The sequence below is a fragment of the Niabella sp. genome (assembly GCF_030150205.1).
Classification (GTDB): Bacteria; Bacteroidota; Bacteroidia; order Chitinophagales; family Chitinophagaceae; genus Niabella.
The window spans coordinates 519664-538885 of sequence record NZ_JASLGT010000008.1 but is presented as its reverse complement, the minus strand read 5'-3'; the positions used below and the strand labels follow the sequence as shown (position 1 = coordinate 538885).

The window sequence follows — 19222 nt, the reverse complement described above, 5'->3', positions numbered from 1 at the left end:
TCTACTACAAATTATCAACACCGATGGTGCGAAATTATTTTTATATCGGATTGCTTTCGCTGATGTTTCTGGTTCAGTTTTCCTGCAACAAAACATCAGAGATCTATGATGATCCTTACGGGGGCGGGCAACGTGTTATTCAGATCGATTTTGTAAATACACCGCCTGTTCCGGCTAATGGAGAGGCTGGCCAGGCAATGACCTTCTCCGTGAAAGGACTAAAGCCAGAAATGAAAGAGAAGATCTCCTTCATGGCCAACGGTATGCCGGCTACGGTGTCGGGATTTACAGACAGTACGATCACCATCATATTGCCAGAAAACGTAAGCTCCGGCGGGGCTTCCCTGCGTGTGGATGGTCAGGTGTTTCTGGGTCCTTCATTTACGGTGAGGGGCAAACTGGGCCTGGACCCTACCTTTAATCCCGGCAACAATACAGGGTTAGCGAATGTCGTTAACCAGGTACTGCCGTTGTCCAATGGTAACTTCGCCCTGGTTGGAAATATCTTTTCCTATCAGGGAAAACAATTACGGGATCTTGTTCAGATCAATACCACGGGTGGTTTGGTTGGAGGCTTTAATACCGGCACGGGGGCTGATGTGGGAACCATGAACTGTATGCTGCGATTGCCCTCCGGTGAATACCTGGCGGGCGGTTCGCTGAACTCTTATAATGGTAAGAAAGGACTAAATGGTATGGTGCGCTTAAATCCTGATGCTACGTTAAAAACCCGGATCGTAGATCTTTATGTAAGCCCGGGCATATCCGATCCATTTATGGCCACCGACACCGTTTCTTATTTTAATGGAAATCTTTTGGGTAATGTAAAAAAACTGTTTTACTATAATAACCAGGTTACGGCCATCGGTAATATTACAGGGTATGGAACCTATTTTTACGAACGGTCTACAAAAGATAACAAGCTCATCTCCTTTATCCCTAACCAGCAAATTGCACGGATGGACCTGGATGGCAACCTGGATTCTGCCTATTCCTATAACACAGCCGCCAGGGCTTCGCTGCCGGCAGGTAATGGTTCTTTAAATGACGGCTTTATGCAGGCCGATGGAAAACTGGTGCTGGTAGGCGCTTTTACCACCTTCCGCGGAAAACAGGTTAACCGTATTGTACGGTTGAATACGGATGGTACGGTTGATGGTACGTTTAATACCGGTTCAGGAGCAAATGGTGCGATCTTTTCTATCCGGTATAATGCTACCACAAAGAAGATCGTAATTACCGGCGACTTTAGCAAATTTAACGGTCAGGATGCCGCCAATATTGCGGTACTGGATGATAATGGAACCCTGGATCCGGGATTTAAAAGCGCGGGTTTTGCGGGTGGTTTGCCGATGCTGGCGTTGCAGTTGAGTAATGGATTGATTGTGGTTTCCGGCTTTTTTGAAAAGTACAACAATGTAACGCGCCAGGGGCTGATGGTCTTAAATGCAGACGGAGGCCTGACGGCGGGTTATAACGCTACCGGAAAGTTAAACGGTGTGATAAACGATATGGTTGAAACAAAATCCGGAGTGGGCGGACTGCCGGCTGTTCTTTTAGGTGGCGTTATCGGTACGTTTCAGGGACAGCCCATAGGTTGTATTATGAAGCTGGTTTTTAATAATTAAGCGTTTGTACGAGCATAATTTTTACTATGAATAATTTAAAAGATACAGTAGGACGGCTAAGCCTTTTTAGCGTTTTATTTAGTACCATAATGGCTTCCTGTAACCGCGATTTTGACCAGCGGCTGCAGTTTCAAACAAATGCGGATACGGCTGTACACCAGTTCCAGAATGCGAATAAAGTATTGTATGTAATGGTGGATGGCGGTGTAGGCGCCGTATTAGAAACGGAGGCCCAGAAGGATGATAAAAATCCTAATTTGTACGCGCTTACCCGGGAAGCCCTTTATTCGGGAGGCAGCGTGGCAGACAGCAATTCTTTTTTACCTACAGGCTATGCGGATATGCTTACCGGGGTGCTGGTAAACAAACACCAGGTAAAGGCCTCCGGAAACAATAACCTGGCCGCTTACCCAACGTTTATGAAAGTGATAAAAAGCAATAACGCAGGCTTGCGGACTGCTGCTTATGTACGGAATTCATTTCTATACAACAATCTTCTTGCGGGAGCGGATCAGAAACAGCTACTGAATTCAGACGCTGAGGTGCAAACGGCTGCGGTTGCTGAGCTAAAGAATGCGGCATCGGACCTGGTACTGGCACAATACCAGGGTTTATATGATGCAGGATCACAATATGGCTATGGTCCCCGATCGGCACAATATGTTGCTGCCATAAAACCGTTTGATAACTTTATGGGCGCTCTTTTAACAGCCATACACAGTCGCCCGGGCTATAAGTCAGAAAACTGGCTCATCATTGTAGCGTCTAACCAGGGAGGATTGTATGCGTTATACCCGGAAGAGTACGACGGAACGGCATTTAGTCAACCCAAAAGAAATGCCTTTGTACTTTTTGCTAATGATCATTTCTCTGTAAGGTATTTTCCCAAACCGAATATAAAGAACTACCAGCAGGACGGTTATGTAATTGGTTCATCCGATCTGAATAACCAGTTGGGTACGCAGGCCGCAATGGGTACCATAAAAGGGGGGAATGCGGGGACCTATAATTTTGGAACCGTAGGAGGCTATACAGTACAATTCAAGGCGAATTTTAGTAGCCTGGGTTCCAACAGCCCTTCATTACTGGCCAAATCTTCGGGTGCAGCTGGTAATAACCCTTCGGGGGGCTGGGCCATACAACTGGGAAGCGGAAAGGCCCGGGCAATGCTGGCGGGTGTATTTGTTGGAGGCGGAGGCAATACCGAAGCTTTAAATGTATGGAATACATATACCCTGCGTATTTACGACAGTGTATCGAAAAGGTGGGCTAATTTTTATAAGAACGGACAATTATACACAGCACCTGCGGATATAACCGGTAAGAACATCTCCACGCCTGACTCAATGACCATTGGCGGAGGACCTTCCTATGGACAGTATACGCCAAAGTTTTCTATCGCAGACATCCGGATTTATAATGTGGCCCTGCCAGACGCATTCATCAGGGCCAATTATTGCAGCACGCTGGTAAACCCCACGGATCTTTATTTTAATAATCTTATTGGATACTGGCAAGGGCTGGGACTTAAAAGCACGGAACGCATGTTAAATATCTTTACCGATCTCAGTGCCAGTAAAAAAGATATCATCTTTCCAAATGGTCTTTCCTGGACGGCTGCATCACTCATGCAATCAGACAATATCTGTCCTACCGTGCCCTACGATATTGACACTTCTTTGCCACAGCCGGTAGATATCCCCCTGTTTATTTATAGCTGGCTGGGCGTGTCAGATATAGCAGGGCTCAACCTGGATGCCAAACCGTGGTTGCCGCTCTTTAGTAACGCGAAATAATTCAATGTAAGAGTTTTTTATATGAAAAGGAACAACTATTATCTCCTGGTAGCCTTATGTTGCATCTTCACCTGGCTGGCGGGATGCAATAAAAACTACGGATTGAAATTTGACAATGGGTATACCTCCACCAATTTCCCGGATACGGTCAACGTGGAGGTTGACACATCTGTTAAGATCGATAAATCGAAATATATCCAGGCCAGCGTTTTCCCGGGTTTGATCAGTCCGGACGAACCCCGCCTGCAAAATTATGTGGTGAACATCGATTTGAATTATGTAAATGTGCCGGCTTCAGACCTGCGTATCAGTGTGGCTCCGGGTAACTGGCTAAGCACCGGCATGTGGGCACCGGCCGGCGAATTGATTACGGTGGAAGTACCCGACGGTATTTATGGCCTGGAGGCGCAAATAGGTTCGCATACCGATAATCTGACCGGTAAGGCCGACCTGAAACGCGACCCCCTGATCTACAACCGGAAGCAATTGTTCCCGGGCAAGAACTATTTACGCAATCTTTATGGTGGCCTTATTTATATAATCCCTGCAAAGCCAACCGGCGCCATTGTGCCGGTTACATTTAGCGGAACCGCAAAGTCAGCCAGCTTTTTCCTGGGAAAAACGACAGATGCTGAATGGAAGGAGCTGGCGCGTAAAACATCTGTTCCTTTTTTTGAACTGGTAGGTGGCCGTATCGTATTTACGCTGGAGACTGCAAAGCTGGCCCAGGCGCCTATCAGCAGTCCCACAGAGTTGATGACCTTATGGGATAAAACCATTAAAGAAGTGTATTGGGACTGGTATGGACTGATCGAAGGCAATCCTGATGTAAAGAACAGGGCGCCGTTTAACCAGTGGCGGGTGGTACACGATGTGCAGCCTTCTGTGGGTGCCCAGCATAGCGGGTTTCCGGTAGTGGCGATGAATACCATGAACTATTTCAAACAGGCGGTAACGCCCGATCTTGTGCGTACATCGAACTGGGGTACCTTCCATGAGCAGGGACATAACATGCAGATGGGCAGTACCTGGAGTTTTAGCGGCAACGGAGAGGTGAGTAATAACCTGTTCAGTTTTAAAAATGCACAGGTAAATAACCCGGCTGGGTATCACCATCCCAATGAACTGCGTTCCTGGAACGGCGCTCTTCCCTATGTATCGTTAGATTCACTTAAGAAGCGATGGACGGGTACCACCACCTGGGACGGCAGTACCGCAGTAACCAATCCTTCAGATGACGCCAAGATGAGTTTTTATACCCAGATATTTGAGAAATATGGGTTCGAATTTATGACCTACCTGTGTACGGCTGCAAGAAATGCCCGGTTTACAGCAATTGATGATCAATCAAAAGTTGATTTTTATTATGAACGCCTTTGTGAGTTTACCAAAACGGATATGTACCGGTTTATGCGGGAATGGGGACTTACCATAAGTGCAACATCCCGGAAAGCGATCGCTGATAAAGGATATCCCAGGCTAAAAACAAATCTCTGGTTATACAACCCATATACCGGTACCGGCGGGGACCAGGTGTTAAGAACCGATTTTGGTGCAGGTAAGCCGGGTACAAGTTTGGGGTGGACCGTTGAATCCATTACCAATATCCGTTATCCTCTGGATACATACACACCGGCTAATTTGCTGGATGGAAACACAGCTACAATATGGTCAAGTTGTTTTCAGGGATGTTACCTGGGCCCCAACACGGCGGGTGCTACGCCCAATACAACGGGTGGTACCCAGGCTGCTTCTTATCCGTTTGCTGCGGTGGTAAAAACCGGAACCAAAGCGATAACAGCCGATGGGTTTTATTTTGTTCAGCGACAAAATACCCCTTCAACGCATCTGACGGCTGTGACCATTGAAGTAAGTATGGATAACGCTACCTGGGAGAATGTGGGCAGCTACACGCTGAAAACGGGTACTGCGGCAGATGCCGTGGCTAAGCAATATATTGATTTGCCTACCACCAAAACCTTCCAGTACTTCCGGGTCACATGGGGGCGCACAACAGATAGTAACAATAATTCGGCCCTTGCAGAGTTTGGTGCTTTTTACTATTAAAATATTTATAAATGAAACGGTTTTACTTTTTTATATTCCTGTTGGTTATGGGCTCCATTGCAGCCTGCTCTAAATACTACGATCCTCCTGAAGTTTTTGAAACAGCCGTGGAGAAACCATTTAGTAAAAAAAGAAAGGTGCTGATGATTGTGCTGGATGGCGCCTCCGGCCCGGAAGTAAAGAAAATTGCACCACCGTCGATCATGGGTCTTACAGAGCACGCCAAGTACTCCTGGGAGGCATTTGCAGATGCACAAACTACAGATGGTCCTTCCTGGGCCAACATTCTGAGTGGTAAATCTGCCGCAACTTCCGGCATTATTGATAGTTCCTTTACTCCGGGTCTGGATCAGGATAGCTTACATGAAAAAGAAGACCTGCCCGTGTTTTCCAATTTTTTTCAACGGCTGTTAATATCCGGTTACCTGCCAAAAACAGTGGCCATTACGCCCTGGGCAGGACTGGCTGTAAACGGGTTGAAATTTGCGGGTAGTGCGGTTGTAGCTGCGGCGGATCAGCAGGTAAAAGACAGCGCGATCCGGTATCTTCAGGACGACAAGCTGGGGGTAATAATGGTGAACTTTAACAGCGTAAACCTTGCCGGTCTTGCCTCTGCTTTCTCTGCAGATCAGCAGGCGTATAAAGATGCGGTATTAAAAGTAGACGGCTATATTAAAGAAATACTGGATGCCGTGGCAAAAAGAAGCAATTATAAGCTGGAGGACTGGCTCACGATAGTAACGTCTAACCACGGGGGAGAAGGAAACCGGTACGGAGATCCAACCATCCTTCAGCGGAAAATTTTTACCATTTATAATAACTCCAATTTTGTAAAAAAGCAATTCATAGCGCCTGCATTGACAAACGCTGTAAATCACACTGCTATTGCTACGCAGGCGGTTCTTCCTGCAGCAAGTGTTACCGGCATGGGGTACGATATTCCTGCAGTAGGTGCTGGAGAATTTACAATGATGGTAAAAGTAATGCGCACCGGTAATTTTTCACCTTCGGGGAATTCGGTACTGGTGTCTAAAGTAAGCCACCCGTATACGAATATAAAGGGCTGGGAGCTGATGACCAATGGAGCCAATAATTTCAGGATTTGTATTGGCGAAGGTGGCGGAGGTACTACTCCAAGATATTTTCTCCACAGCAAACAGCCTTTGCCTGCTGTCAATTCCGGATGGGTAACGATAGCCCTGGTGGTGCAAACGAAAACCGATGGTAAACGATATGCCAGTGTATATACGAATGGAGTAAAAGATTCTACGTATGATATGACGGCTTATCCGGACCTTTCCAGTCCGGGAAGTCCGCTTGTAATTGGAAATATAACTGCGGCTACAGGTAATCTGCCCTTCCGGGCGATCGAATTAGCCATCTGGAACAAAGCGGTGTCCGAAGCATATATTCAAAGTTATCCCTGTAAGAACGGCATTACCAGTACAGATGACTTTTATAGTAACCTTATCGGGTACTGGCCGTGCAATGAAGCATTGGGAAATGTATATCGCAATAAAAGTCCGTTAGCAACCGGTAAAGACCTGGTGATGAATTTTACACCAGCCTGGTCGCTGCTGTCGGCTACCAATTGCAATACGCCCGACAATTTTTTAACAACAAACACAGATATCGCGCCCAATCTTTTTTATTGGGTAAATCTGAATCCGCTTTCTGCCTGGGGTTTCGAAAGCAAAGAATGGCTTTCGAAGTATGAAACGGAATTTATAAAATAAATGGCGCATCCGGATATGAGATCAACGTTTTTTAAAGATATAGCCGTTGTGGTGTTGGTATTAGTGGTGATCGTATTCATCTTTTTGAAAGCGAACGGCTTTATATAAAACAGCCTTTGCTTGATCCCGGCGCAACGTACAAAACAATTTTCGACAAACAATCAATCTCTCGTCGCGCCATTTCCATGGCGTGACTTTTTTTAAGGAGGAAGATTATAAGGGCAGAATAGCGGGTATAAGCGGATAAAAGATGGACAATCGTTTGCATGCGGAGATGCGCCGGTGATGGTATGAAAAGCAAGCGGACTTCCCGGCTTTTATTGAAAAAGCCGGATATATTTGCAGGCATCAGGAAACTGAAACACTTTCCCCAGGTTTTGCAAGGTCCGTTACGGAGTTTTTAAAATTGAGTATTTATCATAAATTATGGAAATGAAATATTATACGCCCCTTTTTTTTAAAAGGGTTGTCTGGAGCATGGTCGTTGGTGTGTTGTGTTGGGGAATGGTTAATAAGGCTGCTGCACAAAATAGCAGAACGGTGATTACCTTTAACGATAACTGGGAATTTAAAAAAGGACCGGGCGATTTTGGAAAGGATACCAGCTACCTGCACGAGGAATGGGAAAAGATCACGGTGCCGCATACTTATAACCGTACAGATATGCAGCTCGATAAGAACTTCTACGCCGGCGATGCTTTTTATAAAAAGAGTTTTTTTATAAAGAATGAATTGAAAGGAAAACGGATCTTTTTGCGTTTTGAAGGTGTTGGATCGGTAGCTACCATTTATATCAACGGGCGATACCTTACCGAGCATAAAGGAAGCTATGCCGCTTTCGCTTTTGAAATTACCCATACGGTAAAATACGGCGAAGAGAACCTGATCCTGGTCAAAACCAATAACGATGCACGAAAAGATGTGCTGCCGGTAAACCATTTTCTGTTCCCGATCTACGGGGGCATTTACCGGCCGGTAAGCCTGATCGTTACAGCACCTGTAAATATAACGGTTACAGACTATGCATCGCCGGGTATCTACATTACACAGAAGCATGTATCGGCAAAGAGGGCCGATATACAGGTGAACGCAAAACTGGAGAACAATGAAGCAACGGCGCAGACCGTGATACTGCAAATAGTTGTAAAAAATGCCAGCGGAAAGACAGTGGCCCGGGTACGCAAAAATGTATTGGTAAGTCCCCAGGGTACTACCTACGTAGAGCAGGTATTTCCGGTGAATAACCCGCATCTGTGGAACGGTATAAAAGATCCATATTTGTATAGCCTCACCACCGCTCTGATCCGGGATGGCCAGGAGCTGGACGCGGTTACCCAGCCGCTTGGTGTTCGCCGGTTTGAACTGCGGGCCGGGGACGGCATGTACCTGAACGGTGTTAAATACCCGATGTACGGAGTTACAAGACACCAGGATCGCTGGCAGTACGGAAACGCGCTTTCGCACGCGCAGCATGAAGAAGATATGAAGATCATCCGGGAAATGGGTGCCACAACGATCCGGCTGGCGCATTACCAGCAGGCGGAAGATATGTATGCGCTGGCAGATAAAATGGGCCTGTTGATCTGGGCAGAGATTCCTTTTGTAAATACCACTTCGTACCAGGAAAGTGAAAACGCCAAACAGCAAATGACGGAGCTGGTGCGGCAAAACCGGAATCATCCCTCCATCTATATCTGGGGCATGCATAATGAGGTTTATTCTAAAACGCAGGATGAACATGTGCCGGTGCTTACCAGGGAATTGAATGATATTGCAAAAACGGATGATCCGGATAGGTATACGGTGGCTGTTTCCGGTTTTGGTGAAATGAACCGGCCGGCTAACCTGGCTGCAGATGTACAGGGTATGAACCGCTATTACGGCTGGTACGAGGGAAGAATCGGCGATCTTGAAAAATGGGCTTCCGGCCTTGAAAAAAGTTATCCGGCCTACAAAGTCATGTTAACGGAATACGGTGCCGATGGCAATATGGATCAGTCTTCAGAAACACTGCCGGACCCTTCAAAGATCAATCCCGTAAGCGGGAAGTTCTACCCCGAAAATTACCAGACAGAAACGCATATTCAACAATGGGCGATTATCGAAAAGCATCCCTACATTCTTGCATCCTATTTATGGAATGCCTTTGAATTTGCAGTTCCCATGTGGAACCGGGGTGGGGTGAATGCACGAAATTTAAAAGGATTGGTTAGCTTCGACCGGAAACGAAGAAAGGATGCTTTTTACTGGTATAAGGCCAACTGGAACCCGGAACCGATGCTTTACCTGGCCAACCGGCGCGATAGTATACGTACACAGGATACCACCAGGGTGCAGGCATTTTCGAACCTGGCGCAGGTGCGGCTTTTTGTAAACGGAAAGGAAGTAAAGGGACAGTACGGCGTTAATAAAAAACATTGGATATTTGAAAATGTTACATTAAAAAAAGGCGCAAATGAAATTGAGGCAACGGGTTCGGCAAATGGCAAACAATTAAAGGATCGGATGACATGGATATTGCAATAGGAATGTGCAGATTTGGGAATGTGATAATTTAAAAAATAACGGTTAAAGAATCAGGAAATGAAAAATATAAAAAAAGCAGGCTTCTTTCTTTTTGTGATGATCGGGATTTTGAGCCCGTTCGCAAATGCGCAATGGACCGGCCCCAAGCGAAAGCCGGATAGTTTACGAGCGATTCAATACGGCCCCATTACGCCGGCACATCGTACCGATCCGCAAATGAAGGCCTTTCGCAATTATGGCCTGGGCCAGTTCATTCACTGGGGCCTGTACGCCATTCCCGGTAACGAATGGAACGGCGTCAGTGCAAGAGGCGGGGCCGCTGCATCGGAATGGATCCGTTCCTGGGGAGGACCCACCGCTCCCAAAGACTGGAAAAACATCTACGATAATTTATACAAACAGTTTAATCCAAAAGATTTTGATGCAAAGCGCTGGGCAAAGCAGGCAAAGGATATGGGCGCCCGGTATGTGATCTTTACCACCAAGCACCACGATGGATTTGCACTATGGCCTACAAAATATTCCGATTACAGTATTGCAAAAACACCGTATAAAAAAGATATTGTAAAGCAGGTGGTGGATGCCTATACAGCAGAGGGCATTGATGTATACCTTTATTTTTCGGTACTGGAATGGAACAACCCGGATTATATGGGCGGTACACCAAAAACGGAGGAGGAAAAAAAACGGTTTAACCGGTTTTTACAATACACCCGCAACCAGCTGCTGGAGCTGGTTACAAACTATCCGCAGATCAAAGGGCTTTGGTTTGATGGTACCTGGGATGCTTCCTGGAAAAGCGCCTATGATTTTACCTATAAACTGGAGAAAGAACTGCGCGAGAAACACCCGGGACTGATCATTGGATCCAGGTTCCGTAATGATGAATTTGGGGCACGGCATTTCGACAGCAACGGTCGCCTGCTGGGCGATTATGAGCAGGGATGGGAGCGGAAGATGCCCGGCAGTTATGAGTGGATTGACGGAAACGATTGGGATTGTGTGATGACGATTCCGCCAAACGGTTGGGGATATATGAAAGACTGGTCGGGGATCTATACAAAAACAACCGACGACCTGCTGGATCTGCTGATGCGCTGCCGATCGATGAATGGCAATTTTGTGATCAATTTCGGACCAGACGGTCAAGGTAACATGCGACCGGAAGAAGACCGGATTGCGGCAGAAACCGGTGCATGGGTGCGACGCAATGCTGCCGCGGTTTATGAAAACCGGCATTCGGATTTCCCGGTCAGCAATTACGGGTATTTTACCCAGAAGGACAGTACCCTGTACCTGACCGTATTCAACCGGCCGGTAAACAATATTGTACGGATAGCGGTTCCAAAGAACTTTAAACAGGTGCCGGCTTCGGCGGTGCTATTGGAAGCCGGCGGCAAGCTGGAGGTGAAACCTGCGGACATGGGGCTGGACCTGGATAAAAATACCTATTTCGATATCCTGCTGCCGGCATCCTTTCAGGCAACCAGGGCGTTTGTGATCCGCATGCAGCTGGGTGCTCCCGTAAAAAAAGCGAGCAAATTAATGGATGCAAAAATGTAGGTTGCTACAGAAAACCCGCCAATACGGTTTTGCTGATATGAATTGCAAAAAAAACTTCTAAAAAGGATCTTTTCTGGTGATTCAGTGATGATTATATCTCCCTCAATGCGTTGTTTGGAAAAATATTGGTTTAGCGGTAAATTTGTGGAAAAGGAAATTATGACAGGATCAACGCTGGATAAAAAAATAACAGATTATCTGCCTTTGCTGGGAGATGAAGAGAAAATGTCATTGATTGGCGTCATTAAGTCATTTATCCATTTAAAAAAAACAGGGGCCAACACCAGCATGGAGCAATACAACAATGAACTGGCCGAAGCAGAAGCTGAGTTCCAAAGGGGAGATTATATTACGCATGATCAGCTGAAAGCCAAGGCAAAGGAATGGATACCGCGTTCTACCAAATAGTTTGGACAAAACGTGCTCAGGAAGAGTTACAACTCGTATATAACTTTATTAGTAAAGATTCCCCACAAAATGCGTCAAACATTGTGAACGATATCATTGATGCTGTTGGCAGGGCAGAACAGAATCCGGCCATTTACAGACCGGATAAATATAAAGTGGCTAACGATGGTAGCTATAGAGCCTTTGAGAAGCACGGATACAGGATCTCTTATCGTTTCAATAATGCTATTGTTCGTATTTTGAGAGTACGGCATACTAAAATGAAACCTTCATTTTATTAGACAGGTAGTTATACTTTTTTCAAATGCCTGCAATCAACAAATATTTTCTGCTTATTTTAATTAACAATGAGTCGTATTTTTCTTACAACAGTTTTTTTAACTATTAAGCTTTTTCTTTTTTCGCAGGCTCCCTGTCCGGTGATCCCGGCACCGGTGAAAGCAACCGTATCTAACGGTTCCTTCAACCTGAATAAATACACCCGCATTTATGTAGGAAGTGCTTCCCTGAAAGATGCTGCGGCGTATCTGCAAGGGGAACTTAATAAAAAGGAATTACTTCCGCTTGGTTTAACTACAGCGTCATCCACACCCAATGCGATCCGGCTTACCTTCAGCAAGGGGGCTATGGAAGGCGACGAGGGGTATACCCTGCGCATTGCGGATGAGGCGATTCATATTACCGGCAACTCGGTTGGCGGTGTGGTCAACGGTATTTCCAGTTTGTTACAATTGATCCGTCTTCAAAAAAACGATAATGGAAGCATTACTATCGATGGATGGCAGATTACCGATGCACCCCGCTATCGCTGGCGCGGATTTATGCTGGATGAATCGCGGCATTTTATGGGAAAAGAGAAGGTATTGCAATTGCTGGACTGGATGGCTTTTTATAAACTAAACCGCTTTCACTGGCACCTTACGGATGAGCCGGCGTGGCGCCTGGAGATCCGGCGGTATCCCCGGCTAACCCTGATCGGTGGTGCGGGAAGCTTTACCAACCCGGAGGCCCTGGCGGCTTATTATACGCAGCAACAGATCGCCGAGGTTGTTCATTATGCCGCACAGCGCAATATCACTGTGATTCCCGAAATTGATATGCCGGGTCATGCCACAGCAGCGAATCGCGCCTATCCGCAATACAGCGGTGGGGGCAATGCACAGCATCCGGATTTTACCTTTGACCCAGGGAATGAACATACCTATAGTTACCTCACCAATATTCTAAGGGAAACGAATATGCTTTTTCCCTCCGGCATGATTCACCTGGGCGGTGATGAAGTAAGTTTTGGAACCGATAAATGGCTCCAGAATGAGGGTATTAAAAAACTGATGGCCGCACATGACTTAAAGGACCTAAAAGCCGTAGAGCGTTATTTTATGGAACGTATGGCGGATTCGGTTTACGGAATGAATGCAAAGCTGCTGGTTTGGGATGAAATGGCCGAAGTGAACCTGCCAAAGGACAAAACCGTTATCTTCTGGTGGCGGCACGATAAACCGGTGCAGTTAAAAATGGCGTTAGACAGGGGGTATGATGTGGTGGTATGTCCGCGCCTGCCCTATTATTTCGATTTTGTTCAGGACAGTACGCATCGTATGGGCCGGAAATGGGGCAAGGGCTACAGCCCGTTGAAAGATGTTTATTCCTTTAGCCTGTCTGCATTGGTAGATGCGCAGCATCAAAAACAGGTACAGGGACTGCAGGCGAATTTATGGACAGAAACGGTACCCAATACCACCCGGATGGATTACCTCACCTTCCCCCGCATTGCTGCATTAGCGGAGGCGGCCTGGACAAAGGAGTCCTTAAAAGATTATGAAGATTTTACCCAGCGGCTAAAAAAACAATTTGCGCTTTACCGGGATGACGATATTTACTTTTACAACCCCTTTAATCCTTCTGAGATCCCCGAACCGGTATATTTCCGGAAGGATAAACGGAACCTGTCTGCACAGGAGAATTAAGTCGTCAGCCGTTAGCAGTCAGTTATCAGTCTTCAGTTTTCAGTTGCTGATAACTGACTGCTGAAAACTGATAACTAAAAACTGATCTCTCCAGCCTAATGCACCAATCCCGAAACGATATTGATCGTAAGGGCAACCAGGAAGGTGTTTAATGCAAAAGAGATCAGGCCGTGGTACATCGTTACAAGTCTTAGGTTTTTTGAGGTGGTATCTACATCCGAAACCTGGAAGGTGCAACCCATACAAAGGGAATAATATGCAAAATCGCGGTAATCGGGTTTTTCATCTCCGGGAAAATGCAGGCCGTATCCTTCAGGATCATCCTGGTAGTAAAGATGGGCGTAATGAAACGTATAGATCGTATGCACCAATAACCAGGAGGCGATCATTGCAGATACCGACAGCGGCAACCATAGATAATGACTGATATTCGTTTCCCGGGAATTGACCACAATGTTAAGCACCGCACCCATACAGGCAAAGCAGGCCAGTACAATAAATATAAAAACAAAGCTCCGGCTGCCGTCTTCAATGGCCGCTTTTTTTACAATATATTCCTGCGGAGTGGTATAAATCACCTGCCAGCAAAGAATGAGATAGCAGATACAAAACACCAGCCAGCAAGCCAGAACGGTCATTACCGGTGGAAGATGGTGGTACAATAGCGCCGCGCCGGTGATACTGCCGGCAATAAGTGACAAGTATACCCGGTCGATCGCGCGCAATTTATGCGCAAATCCAGGCCGGAAGGGATGCGGTTTCTGCATACAACAACTACTGGTTTTCCGGGACAACTTTTTTTACCGCTCAATATCCGGCACGCCGGGTTTACGCTGCAACAACGCCGGCAGCATACTGCCTAACCTTTGCCTCTGTATGTGCTGCAGATGATTCGGTGCGAAGCGTCCATTCCCAAATGTACTGGATTATTCGTTTTTTTTGCGGTACCTTTGCAGCTTTTTCATATCCTATGGGAATTCTGCGCGTCTATATCCATTCATTCAAAGGCCTTTCAAAGGAAGCCTGGATGCTTGCGGTGGTGATGCTCATCAATCGCTCCGGCTCAATGGTGCTGCCTTTCCTGGGGGTATACATGACGGACCATCTTCATTTTGGTTTAAAAGAGTCCGGGATCGTGCTTAGCTTTTTTGGTATCGGATCGGTGGTGGGCTCCTGGCTGGGAGGATATATTACGGACCGTATCGGGGAGTTCAGGGTGCAGTGGGCCAGTTTATTTTTAAGCGCGCCGTTGTTTGCCGTGATCCCGTTTTTTACCACCTTGCAGGGGCTGGCAGCCATCATTTTTGTTCAAAGCGTCATCAGTGAATCATTCAGGCCGGCTAACTCCGTGGCCATTACCAAGTATGCTGCACCCGAAAACCTTACCCGTGCTTTTTCGCTAAACCGGATGGCAATCAACCTGGGCTTTTCCATCGGCCCTGCGCTGGGTGGCATCCTGGCAGCTGTGTCATACAATTTCCTGTTCGCCGTAAACGCACAGGGGGCATTAACAGCCGGTATTGTTTATGTGCGCTTTTTCAGAAAACGCTCTATCCTGTTCCGCAAAAAAGAACAGGCACGAAAAAAGACTATAAAGGAAGCTGATCTGGTACATGAACGTTCGGCTTACCGCGATACGCCGTTTGTGGTGTATTCGGTGTTCTGTGGGATCTTTTCCCTTTGCTTTTTCCAGTTCTTCAATACGCTGCCCCTGTTTTACCGCGATGAAGCGGGGTTAAATCAAACAACCATCGGATATGTGCTGGGCTACAGCGGTTTTGTGATCGTGGTGATGGAAATGCTGCTGGTAAACATGGCCGAAAGAAAGCTTACGCCCGCAGCCACACTTTTGGTAGGTGCGCTGGGCACGGCCGTATCCTATGCGATGCTGATCGCCGGTCATAGCGTATGGCTGATCATTTTATCCATTACCGTATTGAGCCTGGCAGAAATCCTGGTGCTCCCCTTTATGTCGGCCATAACCGCCATGCGGTCCGGAAAAGGAAACAAGGGTTCTTATATGGGACTTAACGGGATGGCGGTATCCATCTCGTTTATCATTACGCCGTTCCTGGGAACAAGAGTGGCCAGTGACTATGGTTTTAACACTTTATGGATCGCTACCGGCAGCATCCTGGTAGTGGTGGCCGTGGCGCTCTATATTTGCGTAAACCGGATGACACCCCGGAATAACCACCCGGAACATTAAGCGGATAGCCTTTGCCTGCTCCCGGGTTTACAAATAACGAAGCACCTGCCTGAGACGGTAGGCTTCCTGTTACTTGAAATTGTAATGATTGATGAATTTCATAAAATAATCCGGAATAGCGGCCGCCCCGCTGTGCAATTGTACAAACTGGAAATGGCGCTCAATGTCCAGTCCCAGTACATCTACAATAGCCAGTTCATTATTGTTAAGTTCGCCCAGTATGGTATGGATAGAGAGAAAGGAAACGGCCATGGAATTGGAAATATAGGATTTGATGCTCTCAGAACTGGCCAGTTGTATTTCCCGGTTGAGCTGCGAGATCCGGATGCCTTTTGTTTTCAGGTGTTTGGTGATCACTTCGAGTGTGCCGGAGCCGGGCTCTCTTAATGCCATGGGTAACTGCTGTAATTCTTTCAAGGAGATCTTTTGCTTTTTGGTGATGGGGTTTTTTCCGGATGCCACCAGCACAATTTCATCTTTTATAAAGGGGGTATACTTAAACAAACTATTCTTGGGCTGTCCTTCAATCATGCCAAAATCGATCTCGCTCTTTTGTAGCAGCTTTTCAATATACTCGGTGTTGCCACTGGTAAGGACAATGGAAATGTCTTTGAACCGGCTTTTGAAAGCGGCCAGTGCAGGCGGCAGCAGGTATTCGGCAATGGTGGTGCTGGCACCGATCCGCAGGGTTCCTTTGTGCTGTGCAGCAAAAGAATGCAGCTCCAGTTCCATTTTCCGGTAAACACCGAATAACTCTTCCGTATATCGCATCAATATTTTCCCGGCGCCGGTTAATGAGATCTTAGAGCCGTTCCGTTCAAATAATTTGGTTTTAAAATGCTGCTCAATTTCCTGCACATGCTTCGTTGCCGCCGGTTGGGAAATGAACAGCTCTTCTGCGGCGCGCGTGAAATTCAGCCGCCGGGCTACGGTATGAAACACCTGTAATCTGAAATCGAACATCTTTCAAAGGTAGATCGAAAGTAGAAATAAGCGCTGGGAAACCGGGAATTAAAAATGCAATTCGTAATTTTAAGGGCTATGCTGAAACGAATCAATTTAGACACCTTTCGAAAATACGTAAATGCAAACTCTGTTGGAGGAATCATTCTGATGGGATGTGTATTACTATCCCTGGTGATTGCCAATATTCCGGCCGGCCGTTCCTTTGAACAGTGGCTGAACACCTATGTGGGTTGGGAAACCGGTACCATCGGTTTGCGGTTTTCGATCCTGCACTGGATCAATGACGGATTGATGGCGGTTTTTTTCCTGCTGGTAGGTCTGGAGATCAAACGGGAAATGGTGGAAGGGGAGCTTTCCACACCCAGCAAGGCCATGCTTCCGGTGATTGCTGCTTTTGGCGGCGCCATTTTACCGGCGGTGATTTTTGCACTGCTGAATAAAGGAACCGCTACGGCTTCCGGCTGGGGCATTCCCATGGCTACAGATATTGCCTTTGCTCTTGCTGCTATTTCCCTGCTGGGTAAAAAAGTACCGGGGAGCCTGAAGATTTTCCTGGCAGCCCTTGCGATCGTAGACGACCTGATCGCGATCCTGGTCATTGCCCTGTTTTATTCATCAGAAATCCACCTCAACTACCTGCTGTATGCCGGTGCGGTGATGATCCTGCTGGTTATTTTCAACCGCCTCAATGTAAAAGGACTTTGGTTTTACCTGGTGCCGGGACTTTTTGTCTGGTATTTTATTCATCATTCGGGGATACACGCAACCATCGCCGGTGTATTGGTGGCTATGACCCTGCCCACTACGCCCGATGCCACGCAATCGCCACTTGAAAAGTTAGAACATGCGTTAACCAAACCGGTGAATTTTTTAATTATACCGCTTTTTGCCCTGGCGAATACCAATATCCGGTTTGAGGCGTCGATGTTAAATGGGCTCACCGCTCCCCTGGGATTGGGTATTATCATTGGACTGATCGCGGGGAAATGTGCCGGTATTCTTTTATCTACCTGGGCCGGCGTACGGTTGGGCATTGGTAAATTGCCGCGGGGAGCCGGCTGGACGCATATGGCAGGCCTGGGTTTGCTGGCGGGCATCGGGTTTACTATGTCGATCTTTATCAGTTTGCTTTCTTTTGAAGACCCGCTCCTGGTAGCGGAGGCAAAACTGGCGATCCTGGTGGCTTCAGTACTTGCGGCCATACTGGGCTGCATCGTATTGCGCACAATCCACCGGAAAAAGATGGCATAGGGTAAACGGGGCTTCGTTGCCGGATGCTCCCGGTATGCTGCAAAACCGGGAAGCCCCTGACTTCGCATGATTCACGTGTTATAAGGAGGCTTTTGAGCGCTTCCTTAAGATTCGATCCACAAAAAAATGGGTGGGAAAAGCAGAGGTCTTATTTTTACATTCCATTGTTTACATTTATTCATGCTGATCGTTTGTTTTACATAAGTATATGACAATTTACAACTCCAAAGAATGGTTTAAGTCGGTCTTTTATATTCATAAATCGGATACATTCCGGAAACTGGTTCCTTACCTGGTATTGATGGCCCTGTTGTCCTGGGGTATTGCCTACCTGGAACTGGAGTACCTGAAACTATCTGAAAAAAGCTGGTTGCGTAACATTAATATGGTGCACAACCTGCTGGGGTTTGCGTTATCGCTGCTATTGGTATTCCGTACCAATACGGCCTATGATCGCTGGTGGGAAGCCCGCCGGCAGTGGGGAACGCTTACGAATACCTGTCGCTCGCTGGCCATTAAACTGGATGCATTTTTGCCCCGGGCGGATAAAGCAAGCCGTCATTTTTTCCGGAAATCTATCCCGCTGTTTTCGCAAACCCTGTTTAGCTTTTTGCGTTCGGATTATACCACGTTTATGCTGGATACCGCTGATCATCCCGAACTGGACCTGGAGAAAAAACACGGTCCCAACCAGGTAACTTCGATGATCTTCCGGCAGGTGACGGAACTATACCAGGCAGGGAAAATATCGGGAGAGCAGCTGATCGTACTCAACAACGAGCTGCAGTCGCTTACGGATGTGGCCGGGGCCTGTGAGCGTATTAAGAACACGCCCATTCCTTATTCCTACAGTTCGTTTATTAAAAAATTTATCGTTGTATATGTATTCACGCTGCCGATCGGGTTTGTGTTTTCGATGGGCTATTTTGTCATAGCCGCCGTGCCCTTCGTTTTTTATGTGCTGGCATCGCTGGAGCTGATCGCAGAATCCATAGAAAACCCCTTTGGTACCGATCCGGATGACCTGCCGCTGGAGCAGATGGTACTCAATATGCGAAAGCATATACAGGAGGTGTTGCACGCATAGGAGGTGGCCCGGGTATTT

Annotated in this window: 14 protein-coding genes; 12 read left to right on the top strand and 2 right to left on the bottom strand. The window is 46.9% G+C overall.

Annotated elements, in window-relative coordinates; all coding sequences use genetic code 11:
- Positions 1 to 23 precede the first annotated feature (23 nt).
- From Q1V85_RS06925 to Q1V85_RS06890, 9 genes are all read left to right on the top strand, one after another.
- A complete protein-coding gene (locus Q1V85_RS06925) occupies positions 24 to 1628 on the top strand; it encodes a DUF5008 domain-containing protein (protein ID WP_300598571.1) in 1605 nt (534 codons plus the stop codon).
- A gap of 26 nt (positions 1629 to 1654) precedes the next feature.
- Positions 1655 to 3424: a LamG-like jellyroll fold domain-containing protein gene (locus Q1V85_RS06920; RefSeq protein ID WP_300598570.1), complete on the top strand. Its 1770-nt coding sequence runs from the start codon at positions 1655 to 1657 to the stop codon at positions 3422 to 3424.
- Positions 3425 to 3445: 21 nt separating this feature from the next.
- Positions 3446 to 5491, top strand: coding sequence for a M60 family metallopeptidase (locus tag Q1V85_RS06915; protein WP_300598569.1), 2046 nt, complete (start codon positions 3446 to 3448; stop codon positions 5489 to 5491).
- An 11-nt stretch (positions 5492 to 5502) separates the two neighbouring features.
- Positions 5503 to 7227, top strand: coding sequence for a LamG-like jellyroll fold domain-containing protein (locus Q1V85_RS06910; protein WP_300598568.1), 1725 nt, complete (start codon positions 5503 to 5505; stop codon positions 7225 to 7227).
- Between the two features lie 426 nt (positions 7228 to 7653).
- Positions 7654 to 9753 carry a glycoside hydrolase family 2 TIM barrel-domain containing protein gene (locus Q1V85_RS06905; RefSeq protein WP_300598566.1) on the top strand — a complete coding sequence of 700 codons (2100 nt, stop codon included), beginning with the start codon at positions 7654 to 7656 and terminating at the stop codon, positions 9751 to 9753.
- A gap of 57 nt (positions 9754 to 9810) precedes the next feature.
- Positions 9811 to 11316 (top strand): alpha-L-fucosidase, encoded by a 1506-nt coding sequence (locus Q1V85_RS06900; RefSeq protein WP_300598565.1) that lies wholly within the window; start codon positions 9811 to 9813, stop codon positions 11314 to 11316.
- 114 nt (positions 11317 to 11430) lie between these two features.
- Entirely contained in the window at positions 11431 to 11724 is a 294-nt protein-coding gene (locus Q1V85_RS06895; RefSeq protein WP_300598564.1) for a hypothetical protein, read from the top strand.
- Entirely contained in the window at positions 11700 to 12005 is a 306-nt protein-coding gene (locus Q1V85_RS25175; RefSeq protein WP_366914003.1) for a type II toxin-antitoxin system RelE/ParE family toxin, read from the top strand. Before Q1V85_RS06895 ends, Q1V85_RS25175 begins: the two co-directional genes overlap by 25 nt.
- Positions 12006 to 12071: 66 nt before the next feature.
- Positions 12072 to 13691 carry a beta-N-acetylhexosaminidase gene (locus Q1V85_RS06890; RefSeq protein WP_300598563.1) on the top strand — a complete coding sequence of 540 codons (1620 nt, stop codon included), beginning with the start codon at positions 12072 to 12074 and terminating at the stop codon, positions 13689 to 13691.
- A gap of 95 nt (positions 13692 to 13786) precedes the next feature.
- On the opposite strand, the gene Q1V85_RS06885 is transcribed toward Q1V85_RS06890, so the two are convergent.
- On the bottom strand, positions 13787 to 14458 hold the full coding sequence (locus Q1V85_RS06885; RefSeq protein ID WP_300598562.1) for a DUF1345 domain-containing protein: 672 nt from the start codon (positions 14456 to 14458) through the stop codon (positions 13787 to 13789).
- Positions 14459 to 14661: 203 nt separating this feature from the next.
- Here Q1V85_RS06885 and Q1V85_RS06880 point away from each other — a divergent pair, with 203 nt between their 5' ends.
- Positions 14662 to 15900, top strand: coding sequence for an MFS transporter (locus Q1V85_RS06880; protein WP_300598561.1), 1239 nt, complete (start codon positions 14662 to 14664; stop codon positions 15898 to 15900).
- A 69-nt stretch (positions 15901 to 15969) separates the two neighbouring features.
- Here the strand turns inward: Q1V85_RS06880 and Q1V85_RS06875 are convergent, their stop codons facing one another.
- On the bottom strand, positions 15970 to 16863 hold the full coding sequence (locus Q1V85_RS06875) for a LysR family transcriptional regulator (RefSeq protein WP_300598560.1): 894 nt from the start codon (positions 16861 to 16863) through the stop codon (positions 15970 to 15972).
- A 54-nt stretch (positions 16864 to 16917) separates the two neighbouring features.
- On the opposite strand from Q1V85_RS06875, the gene nhaA reads away from it, so the two are divergent.
- Both nhaA and Q1V85_RS06865 read left to right on the top strand, forming a co-directional pair.
- Positions 16918 to 18117 carry a Na+/H+ antiporter NhaA gene (nhaA, locus tag Q1V85_RS06870; RefSeq protein ID WP_300598559.1) on the top strand — a complete coding sequence of 400 codons (1200 nt, stop codon included), beginning with the start codon at positions 16918 to 16920 and terminating at the stop codon, positions 18115 to 18117.
- Positions 18118 to 18325: 208 nt separating this feature from the next.
- The gene (locus Q1V85_RS06865; protein WP_300598558.1) at positions 18326 to 19204 is read left to right on the top strand and encodes a bestrophin family protein; all 879 of its coding nucleotides are present in this window, start codon (positions 18326 to 18328) and stop codon (positions 19202 to 19204) included.
- Positions 19205 to 19222 lie beyond the last annotated feature (18 nt).

Coding starts and splice junctions, on each gene's coding strand:
- Q1V85_RS06925 (WP_300598571.1), top strand. CDS start 24: ATGGTGCGAAATTATTTTTATATCGGATTGCTTTCGCTGATGTTTCTG.
- Q1V85_RS06920 (WP_300598570.1), top strand. CDS start 1,655: ATGAATAATTTAAAAGATACAGTAGGACGGCTAAGCCTTTTTAGCGTT.
- Q1V85_RS06915 (WP_300598569.1), top strand. CDS start 3,446: ATGAAAAGGAACAACTATTATCTCCTGGTAGCCTTATGTTGCATCTTC.
- Q1V85_RS06910 (WP_300598568.1), top strand. CDS start 5,503: ATGAAACGGTTTTACTTTTTTATATTCCTGTTGGTTATGGGCTCCATT.
- Q1V85_RS06905 (WP_300598566.1), top strand. CDS start 7,654: ATGGAAATGAAATATTATACGCCCCTTTTTTTTAAAAGGGTTGTCTGG.
- Q1V85_RS06900 (WP_300598565.1), top strand. CDS start 9,811: ATGAAAAATATAAAAAAAGCAGGCTTCTTTCTTTTTGTGATGATCGGG.
- Q1V85_RS25175 (WP_366914003.1), top strand. CDS start 11,700: ATGGATACCGCGTTCTACCAAATAGTTTGGACAAAACGTGCTCAGGAA.
- Q1V85_RS06890 (WP_300598563.1), top strand. CDS start 12,072: ATGAGTCGTATTTTTCTTACAACAGTTTTTTTAACTATTAAGCTTTTT.
- Q1V85_RS06885 (WP_300598562.1), bottom strand. CDS start 14,458: ATGCAGAAACCGCATCCCTTCCGGCCTGGATTTGCGCATAAATTGCGC.
- Q1V85_RS06880 (WP_300598561.1), top strand. CDS start 14,662: ATGGGAATTCTGCGCGTCTATATCCATTCATTCAAAGGCCTTTCAAAG.
- Q1V85_RS06875 (WP_300598560.1), bottom strand. CDS start 16,863: ATGTTCGATTTCAGATTACAGGTGTTTCATACCGTAGCCCGGCGGCTG.
- nhaA (WP_300598559.1), top strand. CDS start 16,918: ATGCAATTCGTAATTTTAAGGGCTATGCTGAAACGAATCAATTTAGAC.
- Q1V85_RS06865 (WP_300598558.1), top strand. CDS start 18,326: ATGACAATTTACAACTCCAAAGAATGGTTTAAGTCGGTCTTTTATATT.